This is a genomic window from Streptomyces sp. 1222.5 (assembly GCF_900105245.1).
In the GTDB taxonomy this organism is placed as follows: domain Bacteria; phylum Actinomycetota; class Actinomycetes; order Streptomycetales; family Streptomycetaceae; genus Streptomyces; species Streptomyces albidocamelliae.
This window is the reverse complement of the sequence record NZ_FNSZ01000001.1, coordinates 7,980,996-7,999,244: the sequence shown is the minus strand read 5'-3', so window position 1 is coordinate 7,999,244 and position 18,249 is coordinate 7,980,996. Positions and strand designations below refer to the sequence as shown.

20 protein-coding genes are annotated in these 18,249 nt (G+C 74.0%); 5 read left to right on the top strand and 15 right to left on the bottom strand.

What is annotated here, in order from left to right; all coding sequences use genetic code 11:
- Positions 1 to 52: 52 nt before the first annotated feature.
- Positions 53 to 421: a hypothetical protein gene (locus tag BLW57_RS36210; protein WP_093479920.1), complete on the bottom strand. Its 369-nt coding sequence runs from the start codon at positions 419 to 421 to the stop codon at positions 53 to 55.
- A 239-nt stretch (positions 422 to 660) separates the two neighbouring features.
- Positions 661 to 1,188, bottom strand: coding sequence for a hypothetical protein (locus BLW57_RS36205; RefSeq protein WP_093479919.1), 528 nt, complete (start codon positions 1,186 to 1,188; stop codon positions 661 to 663).
- Between the two features lie 290 nt (positions 1,189 to 1,478).
- Here BLW57_RS36205 and BLW57_RS36200 point away from each other — a divergent pair, with 290 nt between their 5' ends.
- Positions 1,479 to 1,970, top strand: coding sequence for a DUF1360 domain-containing protein (locus tag BLW57_RS36200; protein ID WP_093479918.1), 492 nt, complete (start codon positions 1,479 to 1,481; stop codon positions 1,968 to 1,970).
- A gap of 249 nt (positions 1,971 to 2,219) precedes the next feature.
- Entirely contained in the window at positions 2,220 to 2,651 is a 432-nt protein-coding gene (locus tag BLW57_RS36195) for a DUF2267 domain-containing protein (RefSeq protein ID WP_093479917.1), read from the top strand.
- An 86-nt stretch (positions 2,652 to 2,737) separates the two neighbouring features.
- On the opposite strand, the gene BLW57_RS41640 is transcribed toward BLW57_RS36195, so the two are convergent.
- Positions 2,738 to 2,887 carry a hypothetical protein gene (locus tag BLW57_RS41640; RefSeq protein ID WP_176985857.1) on the bottom strand — a complete coding sequence of 50 codons (150 nt, stop codon included), beginning with the start codon at positions 2,885 to 2,887 and terminating at the stop codon, positions 2,738 to 2,740.
- 209 nt (positions 2,888 to 3,096) lie between these two features.
- On the opposite strand from BLW57_RS41640, the gene BLW57_RS36190 reads away from it, so the two are divergent.
- Positions 3,097 to 4,269: an AI-2E family transporter gene (locus tag BLW57_RS36190; protein ID WP_093479916.1), complete on the top strand. Its 1,173-nt coding sequence runs from the start codon at positions 3,097 to 3,099 to the stop codon at positions 4,267 to 4,269.
- Positions 4,270 to 4,313: 44 nt separating this feature from the next.
- Complete coding sequence (locus tag BLW57_RS36185; RefSeq protein WP_107450027.1) at positions 4,314 to 5,495, top strand: FUSC family protein; 1,182 nt, start codon at positions 4,314 to 4,316, stop codon at positions 5,493 to 5,495.
- A gap of 10 nt (positions 5,496 to 5,505) precedes the next feature.
- Here the strand turns inward: BLW57_RS36185 and BLW57_RS36180 are convergent, their stop codons facing one another.
- The 6 genes from BLW57_RS36180 to BLW57_RS36155 form a co-directional block, all read right to left on the bottom strand.
- A complete protein-coding gene (locus BLW57_RS36180) occupies positions 5,506 to 6,159 on the bottom strand; it encodes a hypothetical protein (protein ID WP_143050183.1) in 654 nt (217 codons plus the stop codon).
- Positions 6,160 to 6,207: 48 nt separating this feature from the next.
- Positions 6,208 to 6,735, bottom strand: coding sequence for a molybdenum cofactor biosysynthesis protein (locus BLW57_RS36175; protein WP_093479914.1), 528 nt, complete (start codon positions 6,733 to 6,735; stop codon positions 6,208 to 6,210).
- 9 nt (positions 6,736 to 6,744) lie between these two features.
- On the bottom strand, positions 6,745 to 7,674 hold the full coding sequence (locus BLW57_RS36170; RefSeq protein WP_093479913.1) for a hypothetical protein: 930 nt from the start codon (positions 7,672 to 7,674) through the stop codon (positions 6,745 to 6,747).
- A gap of 622 nt (positions 7,675 to 8,296) precedes the next feature.
- The gene (locus tag BLW57_RS36165; RefSeq protein ID WP_256339675.1) at positions 8,297 to 9,514 is read right to left on the bottom strand and encodes a DUF2306 domain-containing protein; all 1,218 of its coding nucleotides are present in this window, start codon (positions 9,512 to 9,514) and stop codon (positions 8,297 to 8,299) included.
- Between the two features lie 64 nt (positions 9,515 to 9,578).
- Entirely contained in the window at positions 9,579 to 10,109 is a 531-nt protein-coding gene (locus tag BLW57_RS36160) for a PadR family transcriptional regulator (protein WP_093479912.1), read from the bottom strand.
- A gap of 461 nt (positions 10,110 to 10,570) precedes the next feature.
- The gene (locus BLW57_RS36155) at positions 10,571 to 11,398 is read right to left on the bottom strand and encodes an alpha/beta fold hydrolase (RefSeq protein WP_093479911.1); all 828 of its coding nucleotides are present in this window, start codon (positions 11,396 to 11,398) and stop codon (positions 10,571 to 10,573) included.
- A 57-nt stretch (positions 11,399 to 11,455) separates the two neighbouring features.
- Between BLW57_RS36155 and BLW57_RS36150 the strand changes: the two genes are divergently transcribed.
- A complete protein-coding gene (locus BLW57_RS36150) occupies positions 11,456 to 11,938 on the top strand; it encodes a MarR family winged helix-turn-helix transcriptional regulator (RefSeq protein ID WP_093479910.1) in 483 nt (160 codons plus the stop codon).
- Between the two features lie 45 nt (positions 11,939 to 11,983).
- On the opposite strand, the gene BLW57_RS36145 is transcribed toward BLW57_RS36150, so the two are convergent.
- From BLW57_RS36145 to BLW57_RS36120, 6 genes are all read right to left on the bottom strand, one after another.
- Positions 11,984 to 12,838 (bottom strand): lysozyme, encoded by an 855-nt coding sequence (locus BLW57_RS36145; protein ID WP_371127872.1) that lies wholly within the window; start codon positions 12,836 to 12,838, stop codon positions 11,984 to 11,986.
- 171 nt (positions 12,839 to 13,009) lie between these two features.
- On the bottom strand, positions 13,010 to 14,866 hold the full coding sequence (locus BLW57_RS36140; protein ID WP_093479908.1) for a M1 family metallopeptidase: 1,857 nt from the start codon (positions 14,864 to 14,866) through the stop codon (positions 13,010 to 13,012).
- 349 nt (positions 14,867 to 15,215) lie between these two features.
- Entirely contained in the window at positions 15,216 to 15,872 is a 657-nt protein-coding gene (locus BLW57_RS36135) for a maltokinase N-terminal cap-like domain-containing protein (RefSeq protein ID WP_093479907.1), read from the bottom strand.
- Positions 15,873 to 15,908: 36 nt separating this feature from the next.
- On the bottom strand, positions 15,909 to 16,580 hold the full coding sequence (locus BLW57_RS36130; protein WP_093479906.1) for a spherulation-specific family 4 protein: 672 nt from the start codon (positions 16,578 to 16,580) through the stop codon (positions 15,909 to 15,911).
- Entirely contained in the window at positions 16,577 to 17,482 is a 906-nt protein-coding gene (locus tag BLW57_RS36125) for an NAD-dependent epimerase/dehydratase family protein (protein ID WP_093479905.1), read from the bottom strand. Before BLW57_RS36125 ends, BLW57_RS36130 begins: the two co-directional genes overlap by 4 nt.
- A 7-nt stretch (positions 17,483 to 17,489) precedes the next feature.
- A complete protein-coding gene (locus tag BLW57_RS36120; protein ID WP_093479904.1) occupies positions 17,490 to 18,203 on the bottom strand; it encodes a nucleotidyltransferase family protein in 714 nt (237 codons plus the stop codon).
- Positions 18,204 to 18,249: the final 46 nt, after the last annotated feature.

Genomic DNA, 18,249 nt, shown 5'->3' with positions numbered 1-18,249 from the left:
GTCCCTGTTCCGGGTGCCCGGAAGGACCCCGACGGCGTTTCGCCCGCGCCGCTCAGGTCTCTTCCTCCATCCGGATCGCATTGCGCAGATCCTCGAACGCCTGGCTCCGCACATCCGGGTGTGCCGCCAGCAGGGCCCCGGCGATCGCGTCGAGCTTGCGCTGGATGGCGTGCTCGGCGCGCATCTCGGCGTTCTTGAGCAGGGCGAGGAGCAGCAGGGTCACCGCGGTCATGGACTCGCCGGCGAGCAGGAGCACCTCCAGCCGCAGGTGCGCGGCGTGGGCCGCGACGAAGAAGCCGACGAGGAGCAGGCAGAAGGCGAAGAAGGCCGGGGAGCTGGTGAAGTTGGAGGCGTACTCGGCGAACTGCTCGAACCGGCCGCGGCGCGCGCCACCGCGATGCACGGGATTCTTGAACGTCATGGCCGAGCCATACCCCTCGGCGGCCGGCCCGTCGGCCGCCGTCCGGGCGGCGTAGGGGCCCGGTACGGAACTCGCACGGGCGCGCCCGGCCGGCCGTCCGCATCCGGATGCGCGGCCCGCCGTACGGCGCGTCCGCGTGAGGGGCCTGGTTCCGGCGGAGTCGGACGTCCGACGCCCGGGTCCGCCGTTCGCGCCCCGGTGCCTACGGCGACGGGGTCGCGTACCGCGGGGCGCGACGGTCAGGCGGCGAGGGCGCGGCCCTGGCCGAGCCGGTCGAGCAGCTGCTCGTGGTGCAGGTCGGCCACGGGGGCGAGGAGGTCGGGGTGGCGCAGCAGGGCGGCGGCGCGGCGGTCGCCGTCGTCGGGGTCGACCAGCCGCCGGAACTCGGCCGGGCCGGACGAGGGGTGCTCGCCCTCGGCGAGGGCGTCGACGGCGAGCCCCGCCAGCTCCGGGTCGGTGAGCAGGCAGGCCGCCCAGCTGGCCACGACCTCGTCCACCCAGGTGCACCAGGCCCAGTCCTCGGCGCACATGGTGCCGCGCTGCTCGGCTCCGGTGATCCAGTCGAGGCGGTCGGCGCCGCCCGGTCCGGCCATGGTGACGAGGGCCGCGTCGATCTCGGTCGGGTACCGCAGCCAGGCCGCGACGGTCACCGCCTGACGGGCCTGCGCCTCGCACAGGGCGGAGGCCAGCGCACCGCCCGACGACGGGTAGGAGACCGTCAGCCAGCGTGCCGTCGCGGCGATGAGGGAGGACAGGTCGTTCAGCAAGGCCGGGCCGTCCGGGGGGCGAGGGAACAGGGGCTGTCACGCAACGGTAGCCTGCCGCCCGCTGCCTCCGGGAGGGAGTGCGAACCAGGTCATATGTGGCATCGCCCACGTCCCGGCCCCGCGCCGGCGCGTGCGCTGGGGGTGGCCAGGGGTGAGGCCAGGACCGGTTCGGCCCGAGGCCCGCTCCGGTGCGTGCGCGAGGCCGCCGGGCCAGGTGTCGCCCCCTCACCCCGGGGAACTCGGTGCGCGCCCGTGGCAGGACCGCGCGACGAGGAGGTCAGGGAGGTCTCATGACGACGGTGACCGCACACTACGACGACCGGGGCGATGCCCCGCTGGGGGGCTATGCCGCCCTCGCCTCCGTGTTCGTGGCGAGCGCCGGCACCTTCGCGGTGCTGGCCCGGCGCCGGGGCGTACGGCTGCCGGAGGAGGTGCCGCCGTGGGACGTCGCGCTGCTGGGTGCGGGGACGTACAAGGCGTCGCGGGTGCTGACCCGGGACAAGATCACCAGTTTCCTCCGGGCGCCGTTCACGCGCCGGGCGGGCGACGGTGAGGCGAGCGAGGTCATGGACGAGCCGCGGGGCAGCGGGTTCCGGCGTGCCGTCGGCGACCTGGTGTCCTGCCCGTTCTGTACGGCGGCGTGGGCCGCCGGTGCCCTGGTCGCCTCCTACACGGCGTCCCCGCGGCTCACCCGCCTGGTCTGCGCGGGGCTCGGCGCCCTGACGGTTTCGGACTGGCTGCAGTACGCGTGGACGTGGACGCAGCAGACGGCCGAGGACTGAGCGGCGCCGGGCCCCTTCCGGCGGGCCGCCGCCGAGGGACCCGGTCCCGGACGCGGTCGGAGCCCCGGCACGCGAGGGCCGGTGGAGAAGTGCCCCGGCCCGCGACGCCACCCGGCCCCCGGGGTACTCGGTCGGCGCGCGGCCTCCCGGCCGCCACGGCGGGGCCGGACACGCCGCGCGGAGAGGGCAGCCCGGCGGGATTCTGGACGTATCGCGCCGAGAGGACCTCCTGACGAAGGGACCGGCCTCATGCATCACGACGAGATGATCGGAAAGGTGCAGGTGCTCGCCCGCCTGCCCGACCGAGGTTCTGCCGAGCGGGCCGCCCATGCGGTCGTGAGCACACTGTCGGAACGGCTTCCGTCCGGACTGGCCCGCCATGTGGCCGCCCAGCTGCCGCCCGACATGGGAGCGGCGATGCGGGAGGCAGCCGACGCCGCTGACGCCGCCGGGGCCGACTCCGGTACGGCCGGTGAACGGTTCGGGCTGACCGCCTTCGCGGGACGCATCGCCGACCGGGCGGGCACCGACGAGGACACCGCGCTGGAGGAGGCCGCCGCCGTGCTGGAGGTGCTCGACGCCGCCCTCGCCCCCGAACTGACCGAGCGCATGGCGGGCGCGCTGCCCGCGGACATCCGCGTACTGCTGCCGACGGAACGGGCCGCCGAGGAGCTGGGCTGAGCGGGTCCGGGCTGAGTGAGGCCGGGCTGAGTGAGGCCAGGCCGGGTTGGGCAGGCCGTACACGGCCCGGCGGCCGGACCGGTCCGTCAGTGGCGGCCCGGCTTCATGCGGTGGCGTCGGCGGGGGCGCGCGTGCCGGGACCTCGGGGGCCGGACGACCCACCGGTCCTCGACCTGGTCCAGTCCGTACAGCAGGATGCCGAGGACGGGAAGCAGCAGAACCGCGATGACTGTCACTGGAGGCTCTCCCCTCCGTGCCGACTACCCCCTCCGAATGCCCTGACCACGCATCTCCACCCCCGGCCGATGTGAAGTTCCTGTGCGCGAGCGGCCCCCGTGACCTGCACCCGCGCGGGCGCACACCACGGGCCCCCGCCCCCGCCCTGTGCTTACGGTTCTCGGGAGGTGACCGAGCGTCCCGGGAGGGCGAACAGGCGGGAGCAGCGGTGGGCGATGCGCGTCGGCGGGCGGCGGGGCCGGGAGGGGGACGCCCTGCGGTGGGCCCGGTGCTGGGCAGCCGCCCCGGACACTCCGTTCGGCTTCCCGTCCCGCACCGCACCGAGCCGCCGGTGCAAAGGGCCGAGCGGACGGTGCCGTGGCTGCGGATCGCCGCCGCCTACTCGTGGCGGCTCATCCTCGTCGGCATCGTCGTCTACGGCGTCTTCAGCATCCTCGGCCGCTTCCAGCTCATCGCCGTGGCCCTGTTCCTCGCACTGGTCGTGACGTCCGTCCTGCGCCCGCCGACGGACCTGATCAACCGGGTGCTGCCCAGGTCACTGAGCGTCGCCGTGGCCCTGGTCGGCAGTCTGATGGTGCTGTTCGCCCTGCTCGCCCTCGTGGGCAACGCGGTGGCGGGCGAGTCGTCCCGGCTGGCGGGCGACTTCCGCGGCGGTGTGCACCGGATCGAGCAGTGGCTGCAGGGGCCGCCGTTCCGGCTCGGGCCCGGCAAGCTCTCCGATCTCCAGCAGCAGCTGACGCACTACGTCTCCGCGCACCGGTCGGACCTGCTCAGCAACGCCGTCAGCGGTCTCGGCCGGGTGGTCGAGGTGGCCACGGGGGCGGTGCTCGCGCTGTTCGCCTCGGTCTTCTTCCTCCATTCCGGCGAGCGGCTGTGGGCCTGGGCGCGCGACCACTTGCTGCCGAGCGGAGCCCGAGCTCGCTGGGACCGGGCCGGCAGGGCGGCCTGGCGGACCTTCGCCGGGTACACGCGCGGCATCATCATCGTCGCCGCCACCAACGCCGTGCTGGTGGGTGTGGCCCTGCTCGTGCTCCGGGTACCGCTCGCGCTGCCGCTGGCCCTGCTGGAGTTCTTCGCCGCTTTCGTCCCGCTCGTGGGTTCGCCGGTGGCGCTCGGGGTCGCCACGATCGTCGCGCTGGCGGGGCGGGGGCCGCTCACGGCCCTGGCCGTGCTGGTGCTCATCGTCGTGATCGGCCAGCTCGAAGGACATGTGCTGCATCCGCTGGTGCTGAGCTGGGCCGTGCGGCTGCACCCGCTGGTCGTCGCGGTGTCGGTGATCGGGGGCAGCGTCCTCGCCGGCGTCATCGGCGCCGTGGTGGCCGTCCCGTTCGTCTCCGTGGTCTGGGCGGTGCTGAGCGCCCTGCGCCCGGCGCCTCCGTGACGGTGAGGTGCCGCAGCCGCACCCCTTCTGTGCAGGAACTCTGCATGGAGGGTGCGCTGGGTGGCACCCGGGGCGGTGTGCGTGGGATACGAGTGAACGGACAGGCGCTGTGGCGTGATGTGACGGCCGCGGCGCAGGGTGTGCGCCGGGCCTGGGCGGGCCCGGGCCGGGAGCGGGATCTGGTCGTCCAGGCGGCGAAGGCGGCGCTGGCCGCCTGGCTGGCCTGGGCGGTGTCGGGCTGGTGGCTGCACGCCCCGGTGGCGTTCGTCGCGCCGTGGGTGGCGGTCGTCCTGGTGGAGTCGACGGTGTACCGGTCGATCGCGCACGGACTCCAGCAGCTGGCGGCGATCGCGGCGGGCACGGTCGTGGCCACCGCGATCGGGCTGCTGGTGCACGACACGGTCGTCGCGATGGCCGTGGTGCTGCCCCTGGCCCTGTTGCTGGGCCAATGGGGACGGCTGGGCAGCCAGGGCATCTACGCGGCCACCGGCGCTCTGTTCGTCCTGACCAACGGCGCCGTCACGGTCACCACCTCCGCGGCCCGGCTCGGCGAGGCCCTGTTCGGGGCGGTGGTGGGCATCGCCGTCAACGCGCTGATCCGGCCGCCGCTGTACCTGCGGGACAGCGAGGCCGTGCTCCAGGACGCGACCGAGGAGGCCCACGACATCCTGCGGGCGGTGGCGGACGGGCTGGCGGAGGACCGCTGGGACACCGAGGAGGCCGGCGTCTGGCACGAACGGGCCCTGCGGCTGCGCCGGCTGGTGGAACAGGCCCACTCGACGGTCGAGTGGGGCCGGGAGAGCCTGCGCGGCAACCTGCGGCACCGCCACCGGGGCCCCGTCCCGCCGGTGGGCAAGGAGTACGACGACGCCGTCCTGGTGCTGGACTACGCCGCGGTGCACACCGCGGGGGTCACCCGGACGGTGCTGGAAGCCGCTGCCGAGGACCGTCCGGCGCGCCGCCCGCACCCGGATCTCGCGCGCCACTACGCGGAGTTCCTGTACCGGTCCGCCCGCGCCCTGCGGGCCTACGGCCAGAGCCGGTTCGACCACAAGCGAGAGGACGAACTGCGCGACGCGGTGGCGGACCTGCGGGGCACGCTGCATGACCTGCGCCGGGACCTGGCCCGGTCCGCGACGGGTGACCCCGACGAGCTCGCCACCTACGGCGCGCTGCTCGCGCAGGCCCACCGGCTGGCCGACCAGCTGATCGCCTCGGGGACCTGACCCCGGCGGCTCAGTCGACGGTGGTGGAGGCGAGGACGTCGTGGAGGTCCTCGACGAGTGCCGGATCCGGCTCGCCGGTGACGACACCCAGCAGGAAGGAGGTGCGGCCGCCGGGGGCGGTCAGCAGGGTCATCTCCAGCCGCCCGCCGGTGTCTCCGGTGACGCGCAGGACGGCGGTGTGCGCAGGACGGCCGTCGACGACCGTGCTGTGCGACTCCTCCAGGGTGGCCGGCCGGTCCGGGAAGAAGAACCCGGCGTTGGAGCGGGCGGCGGCCTCCGTGGTGCGGCGCAGGTCGGCGCGGGACACCGGACGGCCCGCGCGGCCCGCGAGCACGGTGGCACCGGTGGTGGCGGCCGCCCCGTGGGTCCTGCCGGTGATCTGCGAGGAGAAGGCGTCGATCAGGTCCTGGTCCTTGGCCGGGTCGTGCGTCCAGCCGTCCGGGACGCCGTAGGAGAGGCCGGCCCGGGTGTCCGTGACCCGGGGGCGGCCCGCCAGCGGGTCTGAGTCCCCGCCACGGGTCGGCCAGAGGGCCGCCGCACCGCACGCGACGGCGAGGAGCAGCGCCACGAGTCCGCCGACCGACGCGCGGCGCGCCCGGGTAGGCGCGGGCCGAGGGGCGGAGTCCGGGCGGGGCGGGTACGTCGTCGGAGAGGGCGTCGTCATGCCCTCAGCTTTGCGAATCGAGGGAGCGGGGCGCCTGAGTAGCCGTACTCATCCGGTAGTGAGTCGTGTCCCCGGGGCCGGGGCAGGTTCCCGTACGCCGAACACGGCCGGCCCCACCGCGAGGACGCCGTCGGTCAGCGGCCGGCAGCGGACTCCCCCACCGCCGCGCAGGGCGCGCTGCGCGCCGGGGCCGACGGTGGTGTCCATCCAGGCGCACGGCCGGGCCGCGCTGCGCACCGCCAGGTCGACCGGTCCCGAGCCGCAGTCGAGGTAGACGGTCGCACCGATGTAGGCGTCGATGTCGACGCCGCGCAGCAGGACGTTGCGCCGGGTCCGCAGCAGGTCAGCCTCGTGCGGGCCCGGTCGCGGGATCCGTTCGGCGGCCATCAGGGTGATCGACGCGTTGCGGTGGGCGGGGTGGTTGAAGTACCGGTCCCCGACGATGCCCAGTCCCGCGCGCACCTCGGCGGTGCCGACCAGCTCGCCGGGCGGCAGCTCGGGCATCCCGTCGCCGGGCCGGCCCGCCAGCCGGTGGACCGGCGAGACCAGCAGCTGGAGGATTTCGACGTGCGGCACGCGTCGAGCCTAACCGGCGTTCCCCAGGATCCGGCCGCCGGCGGCGCCCCGCACCAGGAAGTGGCCGCTCGCCCCGGCCGCCAGCAGTCCGGCCACCATGGCGGCCAGGCTCAGGCCGGGCCCGGAGGACCAGTCGACGTGGGGGGCCCGGGCGGCCAGTACGACGGCCATGGCCAGGGCCGTGCAGGGCAGGGACAGCAGGGCCGCGCGGGTGCGGTCGAGGTCGTCCTCGGCGAGCGAGCCGAGGACGCCCACGCCCAGGGCGAGGGCCCAGACACCGAGGGCCTGCGCGTCCACCCGGTTGGTGTGCCAGGGGACGAAGTCGGCCCAGAAACCGGGCCGCACGAGCAGTCCGGTACCGATGCCGAGCCAGGAGGAACCGAGCACAGCGAGCGGCGGCTTCGCCCAGCCGGGCAGCGGGGTGGTACGCGGTACGGCGGGCCCGGAGCGGGTGAGGGCCTGCCCGGCCAGGGAGACGGCCGCCGCCACGCACAGCAGACCGAGGGTGAGCAGCCAGCCGAGGCTGAACAGCACGGAGACGAGCGGGCCGCCGTGGCCGATGTACAGCCGGGGTGTGTTGAGCAGGCTGACCGCGAACAGGCCGGTCAGCACCACGGCCAGGGGCATGACGAGCGTGCGGGCCTCCTGCCAGGTGGTGGCACGGGCGACGGCGAACAGCGCGGGCGCGGTGCCCAGCATGCCCGCGCCGACCAGTCCGGGGGTGAGCGGTTCCGGTGACGGCCAGGCGCCGAGGACGTGCCCGGTCAGGGCGACGACGGTGAGCACTCCGCCGACGAGGAGGTTGATCACCGCGACGGCGACGGCCAGCAGTGCCACCCCGGCCGACAGGGGCCGGCCGGGCGGGAGCGTGGGGAGGGCGACCGCGGGCGGGTCCTCTGAGCCCGGACTTGGTACGGCGGGCTCGGTCGGGTGGGCCATGGCGGGTTCCGTTTCCGAAAGTGGGCGGGCGGGTCGGACGGGTTCGTCGATCGGGGGCCGGGGATGCGGCGGAAGGATCCGGGCGAGGTCGGTGATCGGGGGCCGAGGATGCGGCCGGTGGGCCGGGGGTGCGGCGGGCGGGTCGGGGCGGGCTCATTGATCGGGGGCCGAAGGCGCGGCGAGCGAACCGGGCGGGCTCGCCCACCAGGCACCGGAGGTGCGGCAAGTGGACCCGAGCGGGCGCACCGACCGGGCTCCGATCGGACGGCGAGCGGTTCGGACAGGCCCACCGAGCGCCGCCCCGGGCGGGCTCGCCCACCAGGCACCGGAGGTGCGGCGAGCGGATCCGAGCGGGCGCACCGACCGGGCTCCGATCGGACGGCGAGCGGTTCGGACAGGCCCACCGAGCGGGAACCGAAGGCGCGGCGAGCCGCCCCGGGCAGGCTCGCCCACCAGGCACCGAACGTGCGGCGAGCGGATCCGAGCGGGCGCACCGACCGGGCACCGAACGGACGCGGCGGGCCGATCCGGGCAAGCGCGTCGATCGGGCTCCGAACGGGCGGCAGGCCCGTCGGCATGCGGGCCGGACGCGGTACTGCTGCCGGCGCGCGCCCGGCACCGGTCATCCCACCGGGGCCGTCGCCCGGGGCGTGGCCGGCGGGGCGGGCAGGGCGCGCCGGGTGACCTCGCGCGCGTGCATCAGGCGCAGGCTCACGACGAGGGTGGCCGCGAAGGCCGTCATGCCGCAGCCGACGGCGACGCCCGAGGTGAGCGCGGTGAACCGGCCGAGCCGCAGGCTGCGTTCGAGGACGGCCACCGCACCGGCGGACAGCACGGGCGCCAGACACAGCCCGACGAGCTGGATGCGCCACTCCTCGCGCGCCCAGGGACGGCCCGCCCGGCCCGCGCGCCGCGCGCCGAGCGCCATGACCGCGTACGCCACGGCGTAAGGGATCAGGTAGCCCGCCAGCAGCCGCCGGCCGGCCGCGCCGTACAGGGAGAGGGCGCGCACGATCCACACCAGGGCGGCCGCCCCGGCCAGATGGGCTCCGACGGTCACGGGCAGCGGGGCCCAGGAGCGGCCGAGGCCCTCGACGGTGTCCCGGCGGTCCCGGGCGCGGGAGGCGAGCAGCGCGCCGAACACGACGAGCGACCCCAGGTGCATGATCGCCACCCGGTTGATCTCCGTCATCGGCAGACCGGGCAGCAGCGCGGGGAGCGCGCCCCACTCGATGCGCAGCAACGGCGCGGTGAGCAGGTAGCCGTAGCACAGGAGCAGCCAGCGCTGGTGCAGGTCGGGGAAGCCGCTCACGGCCGCGAGGATGCCGAAGGTGACGCTCAGGACCGTGCCGACGAGGATCGTGGCGAGGACGATCCAGAAGGCGGTCCCGCTGAAGGCGTCCTCGGGCGCGGTGCGGGCCAGGTAGAGGCCGGCGCCCGCCATGGACGCGTAGACGGTCACCGCGAACAGGACGCCGAATGCGCGGTGCAGGCGTGCCCGGCGGCGTGCGGCGGTCAGCAGCTGCGCGGGGCCCAGCAGCATGAGCAGTCCGCCGAGCACCGAGTGCACGATCATCGGGATCAGGCTGTGCCGGTACGGGGCGACCCGGGTCGCCAGCGCGTCGGCCACGTACCGGGGCGAGACCAGCTGCCCGAGCAGCCACTCGCCGGGCGCGGGCGCACCGGGGCGTGCGTACGACCACAGTTCGGTCATCGCGATGGGCGCGTACCAGAGGCACACGACCGTCACGGACACCGCGGCGGCACGCCGCCAGGTGCTCGTCGTCCACGGGCGCACGGCGACCCCCCGTTCGTCGGCGGCTCGGCCCGCCGTTCTCACCGGATGCCGATAGTCTCTTCTGGACTATCGGGGTTACCGACGGTAGAGCCGACCGGCGGCGAGGTCAACGGTCTGGCGCGCGTTCGTCCCGCCGGCCGACCCACTCCCAGAACTCGGTCATCATCCGCTCGTAGCGGATGCCGAACTCGAGCGCCTCCCGCTGTCCAGGGGTCAGCAACGTGCCGACACTCTCGGCCAGTTCCTCGTACTCACCCAACGTCCGCCGGTGCTCGCCGAGTTGGCCGGGGACGAGGGCCTCGGGGTCGGCGCCGAACCACAGTTTGAGGATGCCGCGTTCACGGGCCTCGACCGGGACGAACTCGGGGTCGTCGAGCCAGTCGCGCAGGGCCCGCCTGCCCTGTTCGGTCAGGGTCAGCACCCGGCGGTTGCGCCCGCTCTCCTGCCGGACCTGGGCCAGCAGCCCGGCCGCGAGGAGCCGGTCGCACTGCGCGTAGACCTGCGCGTGCGGCACGGACCAGAACGGCGCGACGGTACGGCCGGCCTCCACCTTCACGTCGTAGGCGCTGGCCTCCCCGAGTTTGTCGATGACGCCGAGGACCAGGTAGGACGAGGTGGTCAGCCGCAGGTCAGCCATGGTGCCGACGGTACCGCCCCCCGGACCTCACGGAGAAAGGGCCCGGCGGACAACGGCCTTGCGGGGGTACGCGGAGACCTGGTGAAGCCGGCACCAAGATCTCCAACGCGCCGACGATCGGCGTACGGCACCCGGAGCCGAGCGGTCGACGGCCCCGACCTGGCGGCCCTGGCGACCCATTCGGGCACGGTCGGCGCCGCCGTAGGGCCGCGGAGAACGGCGTGCCCGCCATCGCCGTCAGCACCGGCGGCCTGGAGCCGCCAGCTGCCGGGCACCGACGTCGCGTCCGTCGGGGCGGGCCGGGTCTCGGTGTCGCCGATCACCCCGGGCTGGAACACGACCACTGCCGACCGCGCCCGAACGGCGGCGCTCCTGACAGGACTTCGGCCCTGGCGCGCACCCGTGGCGGGCGCACGCGTACGCACCCGTGCGCCCACCCCGCTCTCGTCGCCGCCGTCCGACTACGGCAACTTCTCCAGGAACGCGGCCAGTTCGGCGTTGAAACGCTCCGGGTTCTCCATGTTCGGGTAGTGCGCCGCGTCCGGGACCGTCACGGTGCGGGCGCCCGGGACGAGTTCGGTCAGCCGGGCGGCCATGGCGAGGTGGTCGGCGGAGTCCAGGGCGCCGTTGACCGCGATGAGGGGAACCTCGATGCCGGGCACGCGCTCCCAGGTCCGCGTGACGGGCACATGATGGTCGGGCTCGCCCGGAGTGTGCTTGCTCAGGGTGCCGAGGCCCGTCTCCCGGAGCAGGCGCACCACTTCGGGGTCGACGTCGGCCACGCCCCGGTGCGGGCCGGCGGCCCACCTCAGGTACGCGTCGGCCCAGCCGGCCAGGTCGCCGGCGGCCAGGGCGGCCTGCTGGGCGCCCGCCACCTCCAGCACCCACGGGTCCTTGAAGACGGGCTCACTGGTGCCGACCCCGCTGACCACGACCGCGCGGACCAGCTCGGGGTACTCCAGCGCGCAGTCGACGGCGATGCCGCCGCCCATGCAGAGTCCGACGAGCACGGCCGGCGCGGCGTCGAGGCCCCGGAGCAGCGCGGCGAGGTCGTCGACCTGCCGGAAGGGCGCGGTCGCGTTGTCGGAGGCGCCGTGACCGCGGGCGTCCCAGGCGATGACGCGGTGGCTCGGCGCGAAGGCCCGTAGCTGCTCCTCCCACATGCGGTGATCGGTGAAGCCGCCGTGCAGCAGGACGAGGGGGGTTCCGGAACCGGCCTCGCGGTAGGCGAGGCAGCCGTCGGCGGTCTGGAGCGAACGGACGGGCGTGGAGGCCAGATCGAGACTCATGACAACCAAGGTGTCATTTTTTGCGCGCGTTGGCAACCAAGGTGTCATCCTGTTCCCATGAAGGACGACCGCAGTACCCACGCCGAACCGTCCCGGGACGAGCTGGCCGATCGCCTCACCGAGGTCTTCGACCTGGTCGGGCCGCTCTACCGGCGGGTGCACCGCAAGGTGGAGCAGGCCGCGCCGATCGAGGGTCTGTCGGTCGGTGTGCGCGCGGTGCTCGATCTGCTGCGCACCGGCGGACCGATGACGGTCCCGCAGATGGGCCGGGCGCAGGCACTCAGCCGGCAGTTCGTGCAGCGCATGGTGAACGACGCGGCCGCTCAGGGGCTGGTGGAGAGCATCCCGAACCCCGCGCACCGCCGGTCGTCGCTGATCCGGCTCACCGACCCGGGCCTGACGGCGATCGGGGCGGTACGCGGCCGCGAGCACGAGCTGCTGCGGAAGGTGGGCGGCGACCTGAGCATGGGGGACGTCGAAGCGTGTCTGCGCGTACTCGGCGCGATGCACGCGCTGTTCGAGGACGTGGACGTGGACTGAGGGTCGACCGAGGGGTCGGATCAGGGGCCGCGGACGCGCTACGGGTCAGTCGCCGGCGAAGTCGCGGAGTTCCTCCAGGGCGCCGTTGAACCGGTCGTGGTCGCCGACCGTCTTCCCGGTGGAGGTGTACTGCCACATCGTGTACGACGACCAGCCGGAGGGCAGCGTGCCCGGTGCGGAGGCGTAGCGGGCGACCCACAGCGGATTGGTCTTGCCGAAGCCGGCGTAGTCGCCGGTGCAGTCGGTCCACCAGCTGGTGGCCGTGTAGATGACCGCGTCCCTGCCGGTGCGGTCCTTGTAGCGGTTCAGGAAGTCGCGGATCCAGGTGACCATCCCGCTCTTGGACTTGCCGTAGCAGGCGTCGCCGTAGGGGTTCCACTCGATGTCCAGGGCACCGGGCAGGGTCCTGCCGTCCTTGGTCCAGCCGCCGCCGTGGTCGACGAAGTAGTCCGCCTGGGTGGCGCCGCCGCTCGTGTCCGGGGTCGCGAAGTGGTAGGCGCCGCGGACCATGCCGACGCCGTAGGCGCCGTCGTACTGCTGCTTGAAGTAGGGGTTGGTGTAGTAGGTCCCCTCCGAGGCCTTCGTGTAGGCCCACTTGGTGCTGCTGCCCCACAGCGTCGGCCAGTCGACGTCGCGCTGGTGACTGGAGACGTCGACACCCTCGGTCTGGGTGGCACGCGTGGCGGTGGGCGGGGTGTCGGTGCCGAGGGGGGCGTCGGAATCGTCGCCGGCCCCGTCGTGGGCGAGGACGCCCATGCCCATGTAGGCGCTGCCCCGCACGGGTATCTCCGGGGCGTCGGGGCCGGTGCCGGCCAGGGCGGACGGAGCGGGCAGGGCGAGGAGGAGGCCGGTCAGGGCTGCCGTGAGGGCCAGGCGTGAGCGGCTGCGGTGGAGGCGTATGGGTGATCGCACGTGTCCATCTGACCCGCGGTCGGTCGGCACCGCACTCCGGGTTCCGCCCAACGAAGCCATCCTGGCGCGCGTTTGGTCCATCCGGGTGGCTTCGGCCGGCCGGAGGAGGGCACGGGTGCCCGTCTCCGGCCGGCCGTCGCCGAGGCGGCCGCCGAAGGGTCAGCCGTCGATGCGGTGCGTGCTCCAGAAGGAGGTGAGGTCCGTGCTCGTGGCGGCCTGGGCGGCCGCCTTGAACTCGGCGGTGGTGGACACGCCGTACCAGTGGGCGGTCGCGTAGTCCTTCAGCAGCTTGGCCATGGCGGTGTCGCCGAGGACGCGCCGCAGGTCGTGCAGGGCGCACTTGCCGTAGCCGTAGACGACGGTGGAGTAGCGCGAGGAGTGGGCGTCCCAGTAGGCCATCGGGTTGGTGATCTTCTCGGCGCTCGAGGCCCAGGAGACGCTGCTCCAGCAGTTGGTGCCGGTCTTGCCGAGAGCGAGGTCGGTGGCGTAGTCGGTGAACGCCTCGTCCAGCCAGGGACTGTTGTACTCGTCGTCACCGACGATGCCGTACCACCACTGGTGGCCGATCTCGTGGGTGAGGGCGGTGGTGCTGACGAGGTCCAGGACGAACCCGGGGTACTCCATCCCGCCGAACCAGTAGTTGTTGTCGATGACGGCGTCCAGCTCGCCGTACGGGTAGGCGCCGAAGCGGGCCGCGTGGGCGTCGACGGCGGTCTTGGCGGTGCTGAGCATCGACTGGGCGCTGGAGGAGCTGATGCCGGTGACGGAGTAGACGTTCACCGGGACACCGCCGGGCGAGGTACCGGAGATCTTGGTGAAGGGCCCGGCCCCCCAGGCGAAGTCGCGGACCTTGCTCGCGGTGGCCGTGGTGACCGTACGGCCGCTCGTGCCCGGGGTGTCGGTGGAGGTGCCGGTGGCCGGGACGAGCAGGGTGCTCGGATGGTCGAGGGTCACGTTGAAGTCGGCGGCCAGGGAGTAGAAGGACTCACCGTTGTTGGTGTAGGGGTCCAGGTGCCAGCCGGCGCCGTCGCGGACCGCGAGGACGGGCAGCGCGTTGCCGATGAAGCTGAAGGCGCCGTCGTGGCCGAAGCGGTCGGCGCCGCTCGGCACGGTGATGCCGAGGTCGAAGCCGATCGTGGCGCTCTGGCCCTGGGCGAGGGGGGCCGGCAGGGTGATCTTCAGGGCGGTGCAGGCCACGGAGAGGTCGCCGGCGGTGCCGCCGGTGACGTTGCTGACCTTGATCGGCATCGAGCCGCAGGTGCCGTGGTAGTTGTCCCACAGCCGCAGGTAGAGCTCGCCGAGCGCGGTGGCGGACGCGTTGGTGAAGGTCACGTTCTCGTGCCCGGTCCAGACGGTGCCGCTCGTGTCGCTGCTCAGGTTCACGGTGTACGAGGGTGCTGCCGGGGTGCGGGTGGAGTCGCCGGGCGGAGGCGTGGTGCCGCCGGAGGTGTCGAGGGCGACGTCGTCCAGGACGAAACTCGTCTGGAGGCTGGAGTCCTCGGTGCCGGTGAAGGACAGGCTGACGGTCTGCCCGGCGTACGACGACACGTCGATCGACTTCTGTACGTAGCCGGTGTTCTTGTCGAGGTTCGAGTAGGTGGCCAGCGTCGTGCTGCCGACCTTGGCCGTCAGCTTGTCGTAGGCGACGGACGTGGTCCGCTCGGCCGTGTCGATGTGCAGCCAGAAGGTGAGGGTGGCGGTGCTGCACCCCGCCGGGACGGTGACGCTCTGGGTGAGGGTGTCGGTGTGGGTGCTGCCGACTCCGTCCAGCCAGGCGTAGGAGCTGCCGCCGTGGGCGGTCTGCCCGGAACGGCTGGTGACGACGGTGGAGGAGGACGCGGTCCATGGTGAAGTACCGCTCTCGAAACCGCCGTTGGTGACCACCTGCGCCGGGGTGCAGGCGGCGGGGGCCGTGTCCGGCCGGGCGACGGCGGGAGTGCCGGGAAGCACGAGGGCGGCCACCGCGGCGACGGTGAGGGCACCGATGCCGAGGGCCTTGTGGGGGGTCGATCTCACACGCTACTCCTTTGCGGCGGCCGGGATCCCGGCCTGCTCGAAGGCCACCCGGCCGGCTGGGGTGCGCCGGGGCGGCCGTGGACGGTGCTTGCGTGATCGCAGTGCGGAGGAGCTGCCGCGCCCTCCTGGGGTCAGGGCGGCGGCTGCCGAAAGAGTGACAGATTTGACCGGTCCATGCCAGATGTCTCCGACGGTTCGGCGGGGACGGGAAGCGGAAGGCGCACCTGCGGATCGACACCGCCCGGCACGGAGGAACACGCCCGTGGGCCGCGGCGTGGCTGTCGCCGCAGTGGGGCGCCGCCCGCCGTTTCGGTGACGGCGGGCGGCGGGTCGCGTCGGGGGCCTTCCGTCAGCGCGTGCGCAGGGTCATGAAGACCGCGCGCAGGCGGGTGTCCGCCGGGCCGCTCCAGCCGGAGGCGACATGGCCGAGGGCTCCCTGCGGCGGCGCGGGCGGGTTCTCGGCGACGGGGAGGAGGACACGGTGGACGTGCAGGGTCGAACCACCCGGCGCGGGAAGGCGGGTGCCCTCCTCATCGTCCACCGGCTCGGGCGCGAAGCCCGCCGGGGCGAGCGGCGCGCCCGTGCAGGAGCGGGTCACCTCGTGGTCGGGGGTGTCGGTGATGCTCTGGGCCATCGCCTGCGCCCCGCCCGCGAGGAGCGACAGCAACTCCGTGACCAGCACCGGGTCGTGGCAGCCGTCGTAGGCCCAGCGCTTGCCCAGCACGCCGTGCTCCATCGTGCCGACCAGGGCGTGCTCGGCGCCCTCCAGCGGGGCACCCCGGTAGGTGAGCGGCACCAGGTAGGCGGTCCGCTCGGGGCCCGACGTGTCGGTGACCACCATGAACTCGATGCCCACCTCGCCCTCGGGATCGTCCAGCCGGAAGCCGCCGGACCTCTCCAGCACGGGCGCGGCCGGACCGCCGCGGTACCAGGGGCGGGTGGGCAGCCAGTCGGTGAGCAGCTTGACCTTCGTGGGCTTGACGGTGGTGTGGTGGATCAGGGCCATGCGGCGGTTCCTCCCGTTGCGCTCCTGCGGTGACGCTCAGCCTTCCACACCCTCCCCACCCGTCAGCGCGGGGCTCAACCCCGCCCAGGGATTGGGCGGTTCGCCCGTCACCGGACCGCACACACCCGCGCCCCGCTCGCGCGCGGTGCGCACGGCGAGCGGGACGAGGACCTCCGGCACGCCGTACACCAGGTGGCAGAACCGGTCCGCAGGATGGCGCGCGGTCCACTCCGGCCGGGTGAACGCCGAGACGTACGTGCTCCAGTGCCCCTCGAAGGTGACGGTCAGGTCCGCGAGCCGGGTGTATCCGGGCGCGGGGTGGACGCCCGGGTTGAGGACCACCGTGCCCACCCCGAGCCGGCGCAGGTCCCGGACCAGGTGCCGGCAGGCGGGCAGCCCGGCCGTGGTCGCGGTGACCCGGTCGAGGAAGCAGCCGTCCGCCGCGTACCAGGCCTGGTGGCGGCGCGCGTCCTCGGTGATCGCCGCCCGGTCCCGTACGCCGTAGTCGGTGTCGACGTAGCCCAGCAGGCGGGCGCCCGCCGCGCGCAGGGACCGGGCGGCCGCCGCGAACGCGGGGTCCGGGGCGGTGCCCGGGCCGCTCGCCGGGTTGAGGACGACCGCGTAGGTCCGGGTGGCCGCGGTGATCAGCCGGTGCCAGGCGCCGGGATCCTCGGCCGGATGCACGTACAGCGGTATCAGCAGGCTCACGCCACCCGCCCGTTCTCCACCGTGGCCGCCCACAGCGCGTCGAGGGAGTCGTCGAGACCGTGGACGGGCCGCCAGCCGAGCGCCCGTTCGGCGGCGGTGATGTCGGAGCACTGCCACGACACCCGCGCGGAACGGGCCGAGCCGCCCGTGCTCTCCTCCAGCCGCCCCAGGAAGCCGGCCCGATGCGCGAGTCCGTGCACCAACTCCCGTACGGGAACTGCCACTCCCCCGCCGATGTTGAGCACCGGCGGCAGGTGCCCCGGGGTGGTGACCGCGCGGGCGACCGCCCCGGCGAGGTCGCGCACGTCGACGAAGTCGCGGTACGCGGAGAGGTCTCCCAGCCGCAGCACCGCGCCGGGGTCCGCGCCGGCCGAGCGGAGCAGCAGGGCCATCCGGCCGGGCAGGCTCGCCCTCGGCGCGCCGGCGCCGACCGGGTTGCCGACCCGCAGCACCACGCCGTCCAGGGCGGCGGAGGTCACCGCGAGCGTGCCCGCCAGCTTCGTCGCGCCGTACGGGGTGACCGGCCGGGCCGGTGCGGACTCGGTGACCGGCTCGTCCGGGGTGCCGGGGCCGTACTCGGCGGCCGAGCCGAGATGCACCAGGCGGGCCGTGGGGGCCGCCTCGCGGAGCGCGGCGCAGAGCGCGGCCGGGCCGCGGGCGTTGACCTCGGCCAGGTTCACCGCGTCGCCGCCGGTGGCGCCCGCGCAGTTGACCACGGCGTCGGGCGCGGCCGCCGCCAGGGTCCGCACGAGCTGCTCCGGCCGGTCGGTGGCGAGGTCGGCACGGAACTCGGCGGCGTCGGAGCGGCCGGCGGTGAGGATCCGCGCGCCCGGGAGGGCGCGCAGCCGGTCGGCCACGTGGCGGCCCAGATATCCGGTGCCGCCCAGGACAAGAATGCGCATGCGGGACTCAGGCTCCCTTGAGCAGCAGGGACTTGCGGCTGGTGAACTCGGCATTGGCCCGGTCGTAGTCGTCCGGGCGGCCGATGTCGAGCCAGTAGCCGTCGAACTCGTAGGCGTGCGGCGGGTTCTGGGCGCGGAGCAGGTCGAGGACCAGTTCGTCGAAGCCCAGCGGCAGTCCCGGGGTGTAGTCGTCGAGGGTGGTGCGGCTGAGACCGTAGACGCCCATGGAGACGCGGTAGTCCATGCTCGGCTTCTCGGTGAAGGCGACGACCCGGCTCGCGTCGGTGGTGAGGACGCCGAAGTCGATGTGCACCTTGCGTGCGTACGTGGCGATGGTCAGCGGTGCGCCGGACCGTCCGTGCCGGCGCAGGACGTCGGCGTAGTCGAGGTCGGTGAGGACGTCGCCGTTCATGACCAGGAACTCCTCGGGCAGCCGGTCCCGGAGGTTGAGGAGCGGGCCCATCGTGCCGAGCGGGCTCTCCTCGGTGGCGTAGTCGATGCTCATGCCCCACTGCGAGCCGTCGCCGACGTAGGCGCGGATGATCTCGCCGAGGTGGCCTATCGCGATGGTGCAGCGGTCGAATCCCGCCGCCGAGAGCTGGCGCAGCACGATCTCCAGGATGGCGTGCTGGTCGCCGATGGGAACGAGTGGCTTGGGCAGCGCGGTGGTGTAGGGGCGCAGCCGGACGCCCTTGCCTCCCGCCAGGATCACAGCGTGCATGGGGCTCCTCCTTCGTTGACGCAAGGACACGGGGGACGTGCCGGAC